General features: G+C 35.3%; 15 protein-coding genes. 8 read left to right on the top strand and 7 right to left on the bottom strand.

The features are described from left to right. Window positions 1-110: 110 nt before the first annotated feature. The 5 genes from ACQVD9_RS00285 (at window position 111) to ACQVD9_RS00265 (ending at window position 5,995) form a co-directional block, all read left to right on the top strand. On the top strand, window positions 111-1,037 hold the full coding sequence (locus ACQVD9_RS00285; RefSeq protein WP_264746916.1) for a LysR family transcriptional regulator: 927 nt from the start codon (window positions 111-113) through the stop codon (window positions 1,035-1,037). A gap of 142 nt (window positions 1,038-1,179) precedes the next feature. Then, window positions 1,180-2,727, top strand: a complete 1,548-nt coding sequence (locus ACQVD9_RS00280) for an MFS transporter (protein ID WP_264746915.1) — start codon at window positions 1,180-1,182, stop codon at window positions 2,725-2,727. 14 nt (window positions 2,728-2,741) lie between these two features. Next, a complete protein-coding gene (locus ACQVD9_RS00275; RefSeq protein ID WP_264746914.1) occupies window positions 2,742-3,791 on the top strand; it encodes an HlyD family secretion protein in 1,050 nt (349 codons plus the stop codon). Next, complete coding sequence (locus ACQVD9_RS00270) at window positions 3,788-5,224, top strand: efflux transporter outer membrane subunit (RefSeq protein ID WP_264746913.1); 1,437 nt, start codon at window positions 3,788-3,790, stop codon at window positions 5,222-5,224. Before ACQVD9_RS00275 ends, ACQVD9_RS00270 begins: the two co-directional genes overlap by 4 nt. Before the next feature lie 300 nt (window positions 5,225-5,524). Continuing rightward, window positions 5,525-5,995, top strand: coding sequence for a pilin (locus ACQVD9_RS00265; protein WP_319804740.1), 471 nt, complete (start codon window positions 5,525-5,527; stop codon window positions 5,993-5,995). A 42-nt stretch (window positions 5,996-6,037) separates the two neighbouring features. On the opposite strand, the gene trpA is transcribed toward ACQVD9_RS00265, so the two are convergent. From trpA to ACQVD9_RS00250, 3 genes are all read right to left on the bottom strand, one after another. After that, window positions 6,038-6,847 (bottom strand): tryptophan synthase subunit alpha, encoded by an 810-nt coding sequence (gene trpA / locus ACQVD9_RS00260; protein WP_264746912.1) that lies wholly within the window; start codon window positions 6,845-6,847, stop codon window positions 6,038-6,040. Further along, on the bottom strand, window positions 6,844-8,049 hold the full coding sequence (gene trpB / locus ACQVD9_RS00255) for a tryptophan synthase subunit beta (protein WP_264746911.1): 1,206 nt from the start codon (window positions 8,047-8,049) through the stop codon (window positions 6,844-6,846). Before trpB ends, trpA begins: the two co-directional genes overlap by 4 nt. 84 nt (window positions 8,050-8,133) lie before the next feature. After that, window positions 8,134-9,030 carry a LysR family transcriptional regulator gene (locus ACQVD9_RS00250; RefSeq protein ID WP_264746910.1) on the bottom strand — a complete coding sequence of 299 codons (897 nt, stop codon included), beginning with the start codon at window positions 9,028-9,030 and terminating at the stop codon, window positions 8,134-8,136. Window positions 9,031-9,250: 220 nt separating this feature from the next. Between ACQVD9_RS00250 and ACQVD9_RS00245 the strand changes: the two genes are divergently transcribed. After that, complete coding sequence (locus tag ACQVD9_RS00245) at window positions 9,251-9,601, top strand: carboxymuconolactone decarboxylase family protein (protein ID WP_264747819.1); 351 nt, start codon at window positions 9,251-9,253, stop codon at window positions 9,599-9,601. Window positions 9,602-9,619: 18 nt separating this feature from the next. Beyond that, window positions 9,620-10,612 (top strand): aldo/keto reductase, encoded by a 993-nt coding sequence (locus ACQVD9_RS00240; RefSeq protein WP_264746909.1) that lies wholly within the window; start codon window positions 9,620-9,622, stop codon window positions 10,610-10,612. Window positions 10,613-10,676: 64 nt separating this feature from the next. On the opposite strand, the gene ACQVD9_RS00235 is transcribed toward ACQVD9_RS00240, so the two are convergent. Then, on the bottom strand, window positions 10,677-11,288 hold the full coding sequence (locus tag ACQVD9_RS00235) for a glycine zipper 2TM domain-containing protein (protein ID WP_264746908.1): 612 nt from the start codon (window positions 11,286-11,288) through the stop codon (window positions 10,677-10,679). 283 nt (window positions 11,289-11,571) lie between these two features. Here ACQVD9_RS00235 and ACQVD9_RS00230 point away from each other — a divergent pair, with 283 nt between their 5' ends. Then, entirely contained in the window at window positions 11,572-13,059 is a 1,488-nt protein-coding gene (locus ACQVD9_RS00230) for an aldehyde dehydrogenase family protein (RefSeq protein ID WP_264746907.1), read from the top strand. A gap of 395 nt (window positions 13,060-13,454) precedes the next feature. On the opposite strand, the gene rimI is transcribed toward ACQVD9_RS00230, so the two are convergent. From rimI to speG, 3 genes are all read right to left on the bottom strand, one after another. Continuing rightward, entirely contained in the window at window positions 13,455-13,916 is a 462-nt protein-coding gene (rimI, locus tag ACQVD9_RS00225) for a ribosomal protein S18-alanine N-acetyltransferase (RefSeq protein ID WP_264746906.1), read from the bottom strand. Next, window positions 13,904-14,653 (bottom strand): energy transducer TonB, encoded by a 750-nt coding sequence (locus tag ACQVD9_RS00220; protein ID WP_264746905.1) that lies wholly within the window; start codon window positions 14,651-14,653, stop codon window positions 13,904-13,906. Before ACQVD9_RS00220 ends, rimI begins: the two co-directional genes overlap by 13 nt. A 71-nt stretch (window positions 14,654-14,724) precedes the next feature. After that, window positions 14,725-15,258, bottom strand: coding sequence for a spermidine N1-acetyltransferase (gene speG, locus ACQVD9_RS00215; RefSeq protein WP_264746904.1), 534 nt, complete (start codon window positions 15,256-15,258; stop codon window positions 14,725-14,727). Between the last annotated feature and the right edge of the window lie 84 nt (window positions 15,259-15,342).

Here is a 15,342-nt window from a genome sequence, read left to right as displayed (position 1 = left end):
AGCCTTTAAAGAAGAATGTTTATTGTCATATTAAATGAAATTTTATTAATTACTATGCGTAATATCAGATTATTGCATAAAATCCAATATAGTCCACATGATACATTATTATGAAGCATCCTGACCTAAATTTATTAATTGCCCTCAATATTTTGTTAGAAGAGGGAAGTGTAGCTAAAGCAGCGGAGCGTATGCATTTAAGTGCTCCTGCAATGAGCCGTACGTTGACTAGAATACGTTTAGCTTTTCATGATCCTATTTTAGTACGTGCAGGTCGTAAATTAGTACCTACCCCAAAAGCATTAGAATTAAAAGAGCAGATAAAACAGGCAGTTATTCAATCAGTAGGTTTATTTCAGGCTAACCATGTACTTGATTTAAAAACACTTAAAAGAAACTTTACACTACGCGCTAATGAGGTGTTTATTGGCGCATTTGAGCAAGCAATACTAGAAAAGTTTCGAGAGCTAGCGCCACAGTCACAGCTTCGTTTTGTACCGGAAAATGATATTGATGATGATGCTTTAAGAGAGGGGCGTATAGAGCTATTTATAGGCGCTTTACAGAACTTTGAACCTGTTATTAAAGTACAAAGACTATTTGATTCTTATCAAGTTGGTTTAGCTCGTGAAGGACATCCTATTTTTAATCAACCAATCACTGTAGAGAATTATGCTAGTTATGAGCATATAAGTATTTCACGGCGAGCTAGAGATAGAGGGCCAATAGATGTTGAGCTAGCTGAGTTGGGCTTAGAAAGAAAAATCCCTTTAGTTAAACATAATTTTTTAGCAGGTGTTTTCTCATTGTTAAATAGTGATTTAATAATGGGTTGCCCTGAACATTTGTTACCCGTTGTGTTGCAAGAGCTGCCGTTAAAAGCTTTTTCTATTCCAGTGCCATTAAAACCTGTCACTATTATTCAAGCATGGCATCCACAGTTTGATAATGACCTTGCTCACAAATGGTTTCGGCGATTGATTAAAGATCTGTGTATGGAGAAAGAAAAAAACAGTTCATATAGAGATTATCATTAATACCTTACATAAAGTAAGGTATTAATATTATATAATTGCGTTTTATGCATTATTTAATTACGTATAAATCAATTTTATTCAGATCAACTATTTCTTACACTAACTATCAATTCATAAACGTTGATAAGTACTAAAGAAATATATGACAACGACTACGGTCCCTTTTGTCACACCCCCAGTTTCAACACAATCTGCACTACCTCCTCAACAAGCGTTTACCATGCGTCTTGTATGGGGATTGTTAGGTGTTCTATTGGCGGTATTGATTGCAGGTATTAATGAGAATGTAACGAAAATAGCAATGCCTGATATTCAAGGAGCACTTTTTATTGGGCACGATGAAGCTACTTGGGTAACAGCGTTATATACTACTATGTCAGTAGTCGCTATGGCTTTTACTCCTTGGTTTGCAAGTACCTTAACGATTAGAAAGGTTGGTATTTGGTCTGTTAGTTTTTTTATGTTTTGGGGATTTTTATGCCCATTTGCAACAGATTTACAAACATTAATAATATTGAGAGCTTTACAAGGTTTTGCAGGGGGATGTTTGCCGCCTTTATTAATGACTTGTGCATTAAGATTTTTACCTCCCAATATTAAGGTGTATGGGTTAGCTACTTATGCACTAACGGCTACTTTTGGCCCAAGTATTGGTACTCCCTTAGCCGCTTTTTGGGTTGAATATGTCGGTTGGAATTGGGCCTTTTGGCATGTAATTCCAGTGGGTGTTATTGCCTTGACAGGGATTAGCTATGGACTTCCTCAAGATTCTGTTCGTTTAGAAAGGTTTAAACAGTTTGATTGGTTTGGACTGTTATTAGGTGTGCCTGCGATCATGATGCTTTGTATAGGTATTTTACAGGGGGAGCGTTTAGATTGGTTTAATTCTTCTGTTATATGTCATTTATTGTTCTGGGGTGGATTTTTATTAATACTCTTTTTTATTAATGAGTGGTATCACCCATTACCATTTTTTAAGATACAACTGTTGAAAAATCGTAATTTAGCTTTTGCTTTAGTTGCTTTAGGTTTTGTATTATTTATTTTAATTAGTGCTATTAGTATCCCTTCTGCTTATCTTACTCGTATTCAAGATTATCGTCCTCTTCAAACAGCGCCTATTTTATTGATTGTATCCATTCCTCAATTAATAGCATTACCTATTGTTGCATTGATTTGTAATATTCGTCGAGTGGATTGTCGGGTTGTATTGGCAATGGGTTTTGCTATGTTAGCTTATAGTTGTTATCTAGGCTCACAATTAACTTCAGAATGGATTAATAGTAATTTTTATTGGTTAGCTATTATACAAATTTTTGCTCAGCCTATGGCTGTATTACCTATCTTAATGCTATCAACAGGACAAATTCATCCTACAGATGGCCCTTTTGCTTCAGCATTGTTTAATACAACGAAAGGCTTTTGTGGTGTTTTAGCTACTGGAGTACTGGATGCACTAACAAGAACACGTATGCACTACCATTCTAGTATGTTGGTTGACCAAATTGGTAATAACAATATGTTAATTGAGGGGAGTGGACAACTAGCTAAACGTGTTCATATTCAGGCTAGTGTATTAAGTTCAGCTGATCTTTATCTTATTGTTGGTGTATTAGCTGTGTTTGTATTGGTACTAATTTTATTAGTACCTACACGTATTTATCCACCTAGAGCTGTTCATCAAGTTTAGGTTTAGAGGTTGTTATGACGGAAGTTCTTTATAAAAAAAGTCGTTTGATTATTTTTTCCATTTTAGTTGTAGGAATAATTTTTTATTCTATTTATCTTGTGTTTATTAAATCTAATGTGATTGAAACAACAAATAATGCTTATGTAAGAGCTGATTTTACAAGAATCGCTCCTAAAATATCAGGCTTTATTGATCAAGTATTGGTAGAAGATAACCAAGTAGTTAAAGCAGGGCAGGTAGTTGTTCATATTGATGACCATGACTATCAAGTGGCATTACAAGCGGCCCAAGCAGATTTATCCATTGCAAAAGCTCAATTACAAGAAGCTAAGGCACAATTAGAAGAGCAACAAGCTATTATTAAACAAGCTGAAGCAGTTGTTAACTCAGCTCAGGCTGAGCATTCTTTTGCCAAGCGAGAGCTCATTAGACATCAGCATTTAGCTAAGCAAGGTGCAGGTTCTGTACAAAATGCTCAACAAGCAGAGTCACAAATTAAAGTAGCTTATGCTAACTTATTAAAAGCACAAGCAGCATTAATTGCTACAAAGAATCAGATAGCTGTATTAGAGGCAAAAGAAGCAGCTGCACAAGGCCATATAAAACAGGCTGAAGCTACTGTGGCAAAAGTAGAATTACAACTTTCCTATACTAATATTGTGAGTCCTATAGATGGAGTAGTGGGACATCGAACTGTTCGTATTGGTAATTATGTAACACCAGGAACACAATTAATGGCTATTGTGCCTATTAATGATATTTATATTGTAGCTAATTTTCAGGAAACTCAGTTAGCTCATGTATCACCTAAGCAACCTGTTAGTATTTCTGTAGATACTTTTGGTCAAACTATTTATGGTAAGGTAGAGAGTATAGCACCTGCGACAGGTTTAACTTTTGCTGATATTGCTCCTGATAATGCTACAGGAAATTTTACTAAGGTTGTACAGCGGATACCTGTAAAAATTGTATTAGATAAAAATCAACCATTAGTGAAGTTGTTACGTGTTGGTATGTCAGTTGAAGCTAGTATTGATACTAGTAGTTATAAGGAGGCTAAATGATTTGTCAATCTTGTAGCCGCTTTTTATTAGTAATGATGATACTTGGTTTACCTGCTTGCACAGTAGGTCCTGACTTTATTAAACCTAAAAATACGAACCAAGAAGAGCAATGGCGTTCTGCTAGACAGGATGTTAATAGCATACCTATTGAAACCACCATTACTAACCAGTGGTGGCAATTATTTAATGATCCAATAATGAGCTCTTTAATAGAAAGAGCTGTTAGTAGTAATTTAGATATAAAAATGGCAGTTAACCGTCTTTCGCAAAGTAGGGCAATAGGAAAAGTTGTTGGGAGTGATCAATACCCTAATTTAGGTATGGGGTTGGATTATAGTCGACAACGGCGCAGTCAGAAGGGATTAAATGATCCTTCAGGCAATTCTGGTAAAGAGAGCTTTAACCTTTGGGATTTTGGGTTGAGTATTGCTTGGGAGCTAGATTTATGGGGTAAGATCAGACGACAAGTTGAAGTAGCTAATGCTAATATTGAAGTGGCTGAAAATGATCAATATGCTGTGCAACTAGCTATTGTTGCTGAAACCGCTGATAACTATATTGAGCTGCGTGGTGTGCAAGCTACTTTAGAGATCACAAAACAAAACCTAGACATAGCCAACAAAGCATTAAAACTTTCTAAGATTCGTTTTGAAGAAGGTGTTTCAACCCAACTAGATATTTCTCAAGCCGCTACTCAAGTGGCTAGTATACAGGCACAAATACCTGTACTAGAAGCTAAGCAGGTAGAATTAATCAATGAGCTTAGTTTGTTGTTAGCAGAACCTCCTTATCAATTACAGAAAGAACTAATACTTAAACAAGATATTCCAAATCCACCACATACCTTGCCTGTCGGTTTACCTTCTGAATTGGCTGAGCGTCGGCCTGATATTAGACAAGCCAGTGCTACATTACATGCAGCAACTGCGAATATAGGGGTGGCTAAAGCTAACTTTTATCCTAGTATAAACTTGCTAGGTAATTTGGGTACAGAAGCTTACAGTTTCAACTACTTAGGCCATTGGGATGCTCATCAATTTAATATTGGCCCTAGTATTTATTTACCAATTTTTGAAGGTGGACGTTTAACAGGAACTTTAGAATTAAAAGAAGAACAAGCAAAAGAAGCAGCAATTAATTATCAAAAAATAGTATTACAAGCATGGCATGAAGTTGAGAATAGTTTAGTAAGTTTTCAAGCAAACCAACAACAAAGAACTTCTCTAGATCAAGCAGTATTACATAGTCGGGATGCATTGAAATATGCAGGTCAACAATATAAAGAAGGTACTATTGATTATTTGCACGTATTAACTACTCAGCAAGCTTTATTGGATAATCAACAAAAACAAATAGCTAGTACAACAGCCGTTTCATTAACCATGGTTAGTATTTATAAAGCATTAGGAGGAGGATGGTCTATTAATAATTAACATTGAAATAATGAATTTACATCAAAGAGCAGGAATATAAAATAGTTCTAAAATACAATTTTTAAATATAAGCATAATAGTTATAAATTTATAAATAAGTAGATAAAAATTGACGAAATTTGTCACTATTAGTCTTATCTTACTATTTTTTCCCTATTTTGCTTCTTAGTTAATGATTCGACTAAAGTTTTAATTTATTTTTTAATGTTAATTAATACAAATAGATACAGATTTTTTTAACTTCTTGTAAATCTTGGTCTATTTCTTGCGTTGTATAATTATTAAGTGCTAAGGATAAGAATGATGAAGAAAGCAAACCAAGGCTTTACATTGATCGAAACAATGATAGTTATTGCTATTATTGGCATTTTAGCTGCTATAGCCGTGCCGATGTATCGGGATTATATTACACGTGCAAAGTTAGCAGAAGCGTTTTCGATAGCTTCAGGATTAAAAAGCCGTGTTGTTGAATCTTATTCATTAAAGCAAACTTGTCCAGTTAATACTGGTGCTGCTAATCAAGGTGTTTTGTTACCAACAGATTATGCAACCAATATTATACAAGAGATTACTGTAACAACAGGCATAAGTGGTTGTGATATTAATGTAAAAATCAGATCTGATGCAGCATTAGTATCCTCTGTGAGAGGTAAGACAATCAGTTTACAGTTAGCTGCTGGTAGCTCTTCAGGAGCATTTTCTTGGGATTGTATAACTGATATGTCAGTAGGTGATACTGGAAAGTATTTACCAAGCATTTGTCATCGATAGATATCGTTTGCCATACTTAGCCCTCTAGTAGAGGGCTTTTTTTTATCTGCTAACTTGTTTTATGGCTGTTGATAATTCATTACAAAGCTTTAATACCGCATCAATTGCTTGTTGTTTACTCTTAGCTTGTTCAATTTGGTTTACTAAGGCCGAGCCTACTACTACACCGTCAGCTAATTTAGCAATAACTCTGGCTTGTTCAGGTGTTTTTATACCAAAGCCAACACAAATGGGCAATGAAGTATGTCTATGAAGTCTAGTTATTGCTTCAGTAATCTGTTCTTCAGTAGCACTACCTGCTCCCGTAATACCTGCTACAGAAACGTAGTAAACAAACCCTGAACTATTATTTAATGCTTGTGGAAGGCGTTTATCATCAGTGGTTGGTGTGGTTAAACGAATAAAATCTATACCTACTGCTTGTGCAGGAGTACAAAGATCACTGTCGTGTTCTGCTGGTAGATCAACGATAATTAAACCATCTACACCTGCATTAGCAGCATCTTTAGTAAAACGATCTACACCATAATGATGAATAGGATTAAAGTATCCCATAAGCACAATAGGTGTTGTCTGGTTTTGCTGACGAAATGCTGTAACCATTTCAAGGGTCTTTGCTAGATTTTGACCATTTGCTAAAGCGCGTAATGAGGCTTTTTGAATGGTTGGACCATCTGCCATTGGGTCAGTAAAAGGCATTCCCAGTTCAATAATATCAGCGCCAGCAGCAGGTAATTGTTGAAGTAGACTTAAAGATGTTTGGTAATCAGGATCACCAGCAGTTATAAAGGTAACCAATGCGGCTTGGTTTTTTTGTTTAAGTTTAGCAAAACAATTAACTATACGATTCATAATTGATGTTCCTTAATATAGCTCATTACAGTTTGCATATCTTTATCACCACGTCCTGAAAGATTTACAACCATTAGGTGATCTTTAGGTAATGTAGGGGCTCGCTTTATTGCCTCGGCTAATGCATGAGCAGACTCAAGTGCAGGAATAATACCTTCCAGACGACAACAAGTTTGAAACGCTTCCATTGCTTCATCATCATTAATAGCAATATATTCAGCACGTTTTATTTCATGTAACCATGAGTGTTCAGGGCCAATGCCAGGATAATCAAGTCCAGCAGAAATAGAATGAGCATCAATAATTTGACCATCATTATTTTGTAATAAATAGGTGCGATTACCATGTAAAACACCTGGCTTACCACCAGTTAGGCTGGCAGCATGCTTATTAGTATTAACACCGTGACCACCTGCTTCTACACCAATTAATTGAACATTTTTATCATTAATAAAGGGGTGGAAAATACCCATAGCATTTGAGCCGCCACCTACACAAGCCACGACACTATCAGGTAAACGACCTTGTTTTTCTAACATTTGTTGTTTTGTTTCTTTACCAATAACTGCTTGAAAATCACGAACCATGGCTGGATAGGGATGAGGGCCAGCTACTGTGCCAATCAGGTAAAAAGTATCTGCTACATTAGTTACCCAATCACGTAGCGCTTCATTCATGGCATCTTTAAGTGTACCTGTACCTGATTGCACAGGAATAACTTCTGCACCAAGTAATTTCATACGAAATACATTAGGTTGCTGGCGGTCAATATCAGTAGAGCCCATATAAACCGTACAAGGTAATCCAAAGCGAGCAGCTACAGTTGCTGAAGCTACGCCATGCATGCCCGCACCCGTTTCTGCAATAATACGTGTTTTACCCATACGCTTGGCTAACAGTATTTGACCAATACAGTTATTGATCTTATGTGCACCTGTGTGATTAAGTTCTTCACGTTTAAGATAAATTTGCGCACCACCACAGTATTCAGTTAAACGTTCAGCAAAATAAAGTGGACTAGGTCTACCTACATAATCTTTTTGAAAATAAGCTAATTCTTCTAGAAATGCAGGGTCATTTTTGGCTGCTGTATATTCTTTATCCAAATCTAAAATCAATGGCATTAAAGTTTCAGCAACATAACGACCACCAAAAGGGCCAAATAAGCCTTTGGCATCAGGCGCGTTATACGATGAAGACATGATCACTCCACAAGTGGTATCAGGAAAGAGTTGTTTATTTTATAGTCTATTATAACAAGTTCCCAATAATAAATTGATTTTAATTCAATTAATAGTTTTAAAAAAGTTAATGAATGCTCTTAGTCTGGCAGGTAAGAATTTGCGATTTGGATAATACAAGTAATATTGTGTGTCGCTTGTTTGCCAATCAGTTAGTACTTTAACGAGTAGTTCGTTCTGTATGGCTTCTGTGATGGTTGCTTCTTCAAAGACATAAGCTAAGCCTTTACCAGCAATGGCTAGTTGTATAAGAGCTGCCTCATTGTTAACAATAAATTGATGGTTGGGATGTAAGATTATTTGTTGGTTATCTTTGCTAAATTGCCAAGGATACAGTTGTTGGCTGGTAATAAAGCGATAACCAATACAGCTATGTTGGTAGATATCTTCAGGTTTTGTAGGTATTCCACAGCTATTCAAATACTGTGGATTAGCTACAACACAAGATTTAATGGGACTACCTAAAGGAATGGCTATCATAGATTGGCTTAATGTTCGAGAAGAACGAATACCAATATCATAACCCTCCATAACAATATCACTTAAACCATCATTGATCTGAATATCTAGCCCAATGGAAGGATACTTGTCAGTAAAATCATTTAATAATGGATAGAGTAGAGCTTTCCAAGCGATATAAGAGGTCATGACTCTAATTGTGCCAGAAGGGATACGGTGCTTTTGTTTTACTTCTTCAATTGCATATTGAATTTCATCTAATGTTGGCTGAATGCGAGAGTAAAGTTGCTGACCTGCTTCTGTTAAGCTAATTGAGCGGGTGCTTCGATGTAGTAATTTTAAATCTAAACGATTTTCTAATTGCTGAATGGCTTGGCTTAAAGCGGATGGTGATAAGTTGAGCTGTTGCGCTGCTTTAGTAAAGCTTTTTAGTTGAGCCACTATGCAAAAGTATTGCAGAGAAATATTAATATCGGTACGCATTATTAAGTTTTACTTAAAAGAATTATAAATAATATAGCATTTATTAAATAAATTTGAACTAATAAACTAACAATGTCTTCCATTTATTAAGTTATGAGGAGGAGATATGAAATTTTTCATATTAATATTAGGAGCCATTGTTATGTTATCTAATACTAGTTTTGCAGATCATATAGAAGAAACAGAATCGCGTTTAGCAAGAGGGAAAAGATTATTAGCAATGATAGATGGTAGTGCAGGAGAAAAGGTTGTTGCATCACTAAAAGATATTGCTCCAGATTTTAGTAATTATTTATTGGAATATCCTTTTGGCGATATTTATGCGAGACCTAATTTGGATTTGCGTAGTAGGGAAATAGCAACTATTGCAGCACTTACTGCCATGGGAAATGCGCAGCCACAGTTAAAAGTCCATATTGAAGCTGCATTAAATGTCGGTGTTAAACCTGAAGAAATTATTGAAGTAATGATGCAGATGTCTGTATATGCAGGATTCCCCGCGGCCTTAAATGGTTTGAATGTCACTAAGCAAGTCTTTCAAGAGCGTCAAATAGTTTTAAGTAATAAATAAAGCGAATAGGTAATGAATATGCAATATCATCAATTAGGTAAAAGTGATTTAAATGTTTCTGCTATAGGTCTAGGTTGTATGGGGATGAGTGCATTTTATGGTGCATATGATCAGCAAAAATCAATTAAAACGATTCATTATGCATTAGCGCAGGGCATTAATTTTTTAGATACTGCTGATATGTATGGACCACTCACCAATGAGCAGTTAATAAGTAAAGCTATTGCTGGTAAAAGACAGCAGGTTATCCTAGCAACTAAGTTTGGAATAGTTTACGAGGATATAGACGCTAATAAACGAGTAATAAATGGACGGCCAGAATATGTTATAAAAAGTTGCGAAGGCAGTTTGCAACGGTTAAAAACAGATGTTATTGATTTATATTATTTACATCGTGTTGATCCTGATGTTCCTATTGAAGAAACAGTAGGGGCAATGGCAGAGCTTGTTAAACAAGGCAAGGTAAGGTACTTGGGATTATCTGAAGCATTACCAGAAACCATAAAAAGGGCAAATCAAGTGCATCCTATTACTGCATTACAAATGGAATATTCATTGTGGAGTCGAGATGCAGAGGGAATAATTTTAGAAACTTGTGAGCAGTTAGGTATTAGTTTTATTAGTTATAGTCCTTTAGGGCGAGGCTTTTTATCAGGAGCTATTAAGAGTCCTGATGATTTTGCTGAAGATGATTATAGAAGGACGAATCCTCGTTTTATGGGAGAAAACTTTACAAAAAATATTCAATTGGTAAAACAATTAGAGAGTTTTGCCAAGGCTAAAGGTTACAGCGCTGCGCAATTAGCATTAGCGTGGGTACTTACTTCTTCTTACAGTATTACCCCTATTCCAGGCAGTCGAAGAATAGCGAATCTAAAGGAAAATATTGAAGCCACAAAAATTAAATTATCAAATGAAGAATATCAACTAATCAGTGACTTTTTCTCCTCAGAATTAGTGGCAGGTAGCCGCTATGGAGCGGAATTTGCTCCAGAAACAATGCAATCTTAAATAAAAGCTATAAAATTGGTTAAAACTTACCCTTAATAAGGGCAAGTTTTAATTTGATAAAAGTTTAGCGCTTGATAATTAAACGACCTTGGTTGTCTACTGGGATAGTAGAGCCGGGATCATAATCCATATGGATATCGTGGTCAGTTCCATTTAAAGAATATTTTACCTCGTAACCAGCTGGCTTTTCAGTGCTCTCATAGGTGGTTTCACATTGTTTTTCGGTTGTCGTGTAAGTACTATTATTTTGCATATGTTCTTGTACTTTATTACCTGCTAGGCCTCCACCCACCGTACCTACTACCGTGGCTACTTTTTTACCATTACCACCTCCTACTTGATTTCCTAACACACCACCAATTGCTGCACCAGCGACAGTACCTATAAGCCTATATTCATCTTTAACTGGTTGTTGGTGGGTAACTGTGACATTGCGACAATTTTGTTGGGGTGTTTTTACTGTTTTAGTAACAGGGGTAATAGCAATAACTTTTGCGTAGTTAGATGATATATTATTTGGTTGAGGTTTAGCAGATTCAGAGAGTTTCATAGTCTCTTGTGTTTCTTCGGTATTTGAAGCAACTTTGTTATTTTCAATGCTAAAGGTTGCTAGTGCACCAGCAGCACTGGCAATTCCTATTCCTGCAACTAAGCCAATAATCAATGATTTATCCACGCATATACTCCTAAATAATTTCGATAGTTATTATTAAACAGTAATATTAATTATTTTGTATCTACAGTTTGTAACAATGTTTTATGTGTTTGAATTTTTAATCTGTAAAGCTTGGGGTAGAAAGTTTTTTATTAAAGTTACTAATTGTTAAATATTATTATTTACTATGTTTTATAGGCAATATATGTCTTTTAGGGATTTTGGTGAAAATTTAATAATGAAGATGAATAATTTATGAATAAGTAGTAGTATTGTTCTTTCATCGTAGCACAGGAGAATAATTATGAAGTTATTGAAAGAGTTATCGGAATCGTTACAACCACAGCAAAAGTATCAATTATTGATTAATGGCCAATGGAGAGATGGTGCTTCGGGTAAGACCTTTACAAGTGTTAACCCAGCTACTGGTGAACAATTGGCAGTGTTAGCAGAAGCTGACCAAACTGATGTTGATTTAGCTGTAAAAAGTGCTTGGCAAGCTTTTCCAGCATGGAGTAAAACCTCTCCTGCTGAGCGTTCAGCATTATTATTAAAAGTTGCTGATTTATTAGAAAAAGAAACAGAACGTTTTGCTACTTTAGAAACATTAGATAATGGCAAACCTATTCGTGAAACAATGAATGTTGATGTGCCTGCTTCAGTAGATCATTTTCGTTATTTTGCAGGTGTAATTCGTGCTCAAAGTGATGAAGCAGATGTTATTGACGAAGATACATTAAGTATTGTTTTAAGTGAGCCTATTGGTGTTGTTGGGCAAATTATTCCTTGGAACTTCCCATTATTAATGGGCGCATGGAAAATAGCACCTGCACTAGCTGCAGGTAACTGTATTGTGATTAAGCCATCACGTGAAACTTCAATTTCTTTAATAGAATTAGCACGTGTGTTAAATGAAGTGTTACCGGCAGGTGTGGTGAATGTTTTAACAGGCTCTGGTGCAACTACTGGTCAGTATATGTTAGATCACGAAGGCTTTAGTAAGCTAGCCTTTACAGGTTCTACTGACATTGGTTATGACGTGGCTAAGGCTGCGGCTGAAAAATTAATCCCTGCTACTTTAGAGTTAGGTGGTAAGTCAGCAAATATTGTATTTGAAGATGCGCAAATGGATAAGGCTGTAGAAGGTGCAGCTATTGGTATTTTATTTAATCAAGGTCAAGTTTGTTGTGCGGGCTCTCGTTTATTAGTACAACGTTCTATTTATGATAAGTTTCTAGAGCAATTAAAGGCTAAATTTGAGTCTGTTAAAGTGGGAGATCCATTAGATCCTAATACACAAATGGGTTGTCAAATCAACGAGAAGCATATGAATAAAATTCTAAGTTTCGTTGGTGTGGGGACTAGTCAAGGGGCACGCTTATTAACAGGCGGTGAGCGTTTTGGTAATGAAGGAGCATTTGTTAAGCCAACAGCTATTGTAGATTGCAAGCCTGATATGAAAATTTCTTGTGAAGAGGTATTTGGCCCAGTATTAGCCGTAATTCCTTTCGATACTGAAGAAGAAGCAGTTAAAATTGCTAATGATTCTGAGTTTGGTTTAGGTGGTGCTGTATGGAGCCGTGATATTAACCGTGCTTTACGTGTGGCTAAGGGTGTAAGGACTGGTCGTATGTGGGTAAACTGTTATAATCAATTACCTGCTCATGCACCTTTTGGCGGTTATAAAAAATCAGGCATTGGTCGTGAAACACATAAGATGATATTGGAAGCGTATACTCAGAAGAAAAATATTTTTATTAGTACCTCTGAAAAACTCACTGGGCTATTCTAATTAATTGGATAGCTTTATAAAGGGCTAACCTTTAGCCCTTTAGCCAGTAATATATAAAGAGTAGATTTCAAGGATCGGACATTATTTATTTTTGACAAATATAAGAAGTTTTTAATAATTTGAAATTAATTTATAGGGATTTTTCTATATAAAACATATGCTTGCTTTTGTTATAGTGTCTATGGTGTTAGAAAATTAAAACTTTTTTGAAACAGAGTGAACTTTTATTATTATTAGTGTTCATATAATGAGACTGAGATATAAATACATCTCATTCATGCTCCTTGATGTTAAGTATTGGTAGTTTTTGTTGGGTTTCCCCTAACCCAGCAGCTTGAATCCCAGATTTCTCCCCCTCCCTAAATTTGAAATCTGGGATTTTTTTTGCCTAAAAATTAGTCGATTGCAAGTAAATAAGCCATAATTAATGCATCTTCATGGCCTTTAGGGGTAGGGTAATAGTTTGTACGGCGTCCTATTTCATTAAAACCATAACTTTCATAGAGATGATAAGCACTTAAATTACTTTCTCGTACTTCTAAAAAGCATTCTTTAGCACCTAGTTGTTCAGTTTCTTTCATTAGGTGTTCTAATAAGACTTTACCCAATCCTTTATTTTGTTGTGGAGGATTAATGACAATATTAAGCAGCTCGGCTTCATCTGCAACAATTTTGACGATACCATAGCCTGCTAATTGCTGTTGATTAAATAATAACCAACATTGGTAACTAGTGACGGCATCATTGATTAAAGTTTTTGACCAAGGGTGATAGTGAGCTTGTTGTTCTATTGCATAAACAGCATCTACATCATCTATTGTCATTTTACGGAAAAAGAGATTAGTTATACTTGCCATAGGGGAATCAATTGGCGAATACTCTGCCAAAGATTGGCTTTGTATTGTGGGTTATCAATTAATAATTCTAAGCTAGGGCTGAGCAGGGTTTGGCCCAGTAAATCTACAATAGGCGTTTGATAATAATCTTGTTCATCTAGACCAATAGTATAGCGAATAGTTGATAATCCAATTAACCATAGGCAACAACTATCAGTTGCTTGTTCTTGATAGGTACTAATAAAGCTTTGTAAAAATTCTTGTGCTTCTTTTGTGCCTTGTGGAATGGAAATCTGTTTAAAAAGTGGCCAATGAACAATATCACCTAGTAATTGAGGGCTATCTGGCAATTTAGCAGCACGTAAAATATTACGCAGTAATTGATAAGCAGGGTCTCTGATTTGGAATGCGGTACCAGTGGGTAATTCTACTAAAAGTAAACAACGGCCAGCTTGCATCAATTGTAATGAGAAGTGAGGTGTTTCATCAGAAGAAGTAGCTAATGGTGTGATTTCTGGGGTATAAGGTTGTTCTACAATAATTGGCTCAATAGTAGTAACTTTTTCTTCGATAGTTACATCTACTATAATCTCTTCAGTGACTTTTTTTAATACGGATTGGGATATGAAAGACTCACTAATAACTGCTGAATCAGTATTTATAATAGAAGGGGCCGCATTAGGTAATATTACTCGAGGTAGCCAAGTATCAATTTGCATGGCTGCTAAGTAATTATTACGTTCAGTTTCATTCATCACTAATAAGTTTTCTTCAATAAATTATGTTCTCTATTTTACTCATTACTGTAGATAATGTTTAGTAAAAATAATTATTTATTTTTTAGCGTAAAAAACTGATCTTGAAACGTGCACATTCTAATAACATCACGGTATTTGCCATTAACAAAGAATTCATGATGTAGTAAACCTTCTTTAATAAACCCTAATTTTGAATAGATATGAATAGCTTTTTCATTTTCTTGGTCTACTAATAGATAAAGTTTATAAAGATTTAGAATATTAAATGCATATTCCATAGCTAATTTAGTTGCTTTGCTAGCATAGCCTTTGCCTTGATAAGCAGGATCAATAATAATCTGGAATTCTGCATTACGATGAATATGATTAATTTCCATTAGTTCAACAAGGCCGATAGGCTTTGCTTGACTTTGAATAATAAAACGACGCTCACTTTGGTCATGAATATGTTTATCATACAGATCAATTAGCTCAACAAATGCTTCATAAGGCTCTTCAAACCAATAACGCATAACATTAGCATTATTATCAAGTTGGTGAACAAATTTTAAGTCTTTTCTCTCTAACGGTCTTAGTTGAATAGTACTATTTTCAATAATAGCCATAATGTTTCCTAATATGGTTTTGGCAACTATTTTATTATAAAGAAATGTTGGTTGAGAGATTTAATTGAAAACAGATATTTAAAT

The sequence above is a fragment of the Entomomonas sp. E7T21 genome (assembly GCF_058693955.1).
Note: the sequence above shows the minus strand (reverse complement) of the source record. Positions and strands in the feature narration are given on the sequence as shown.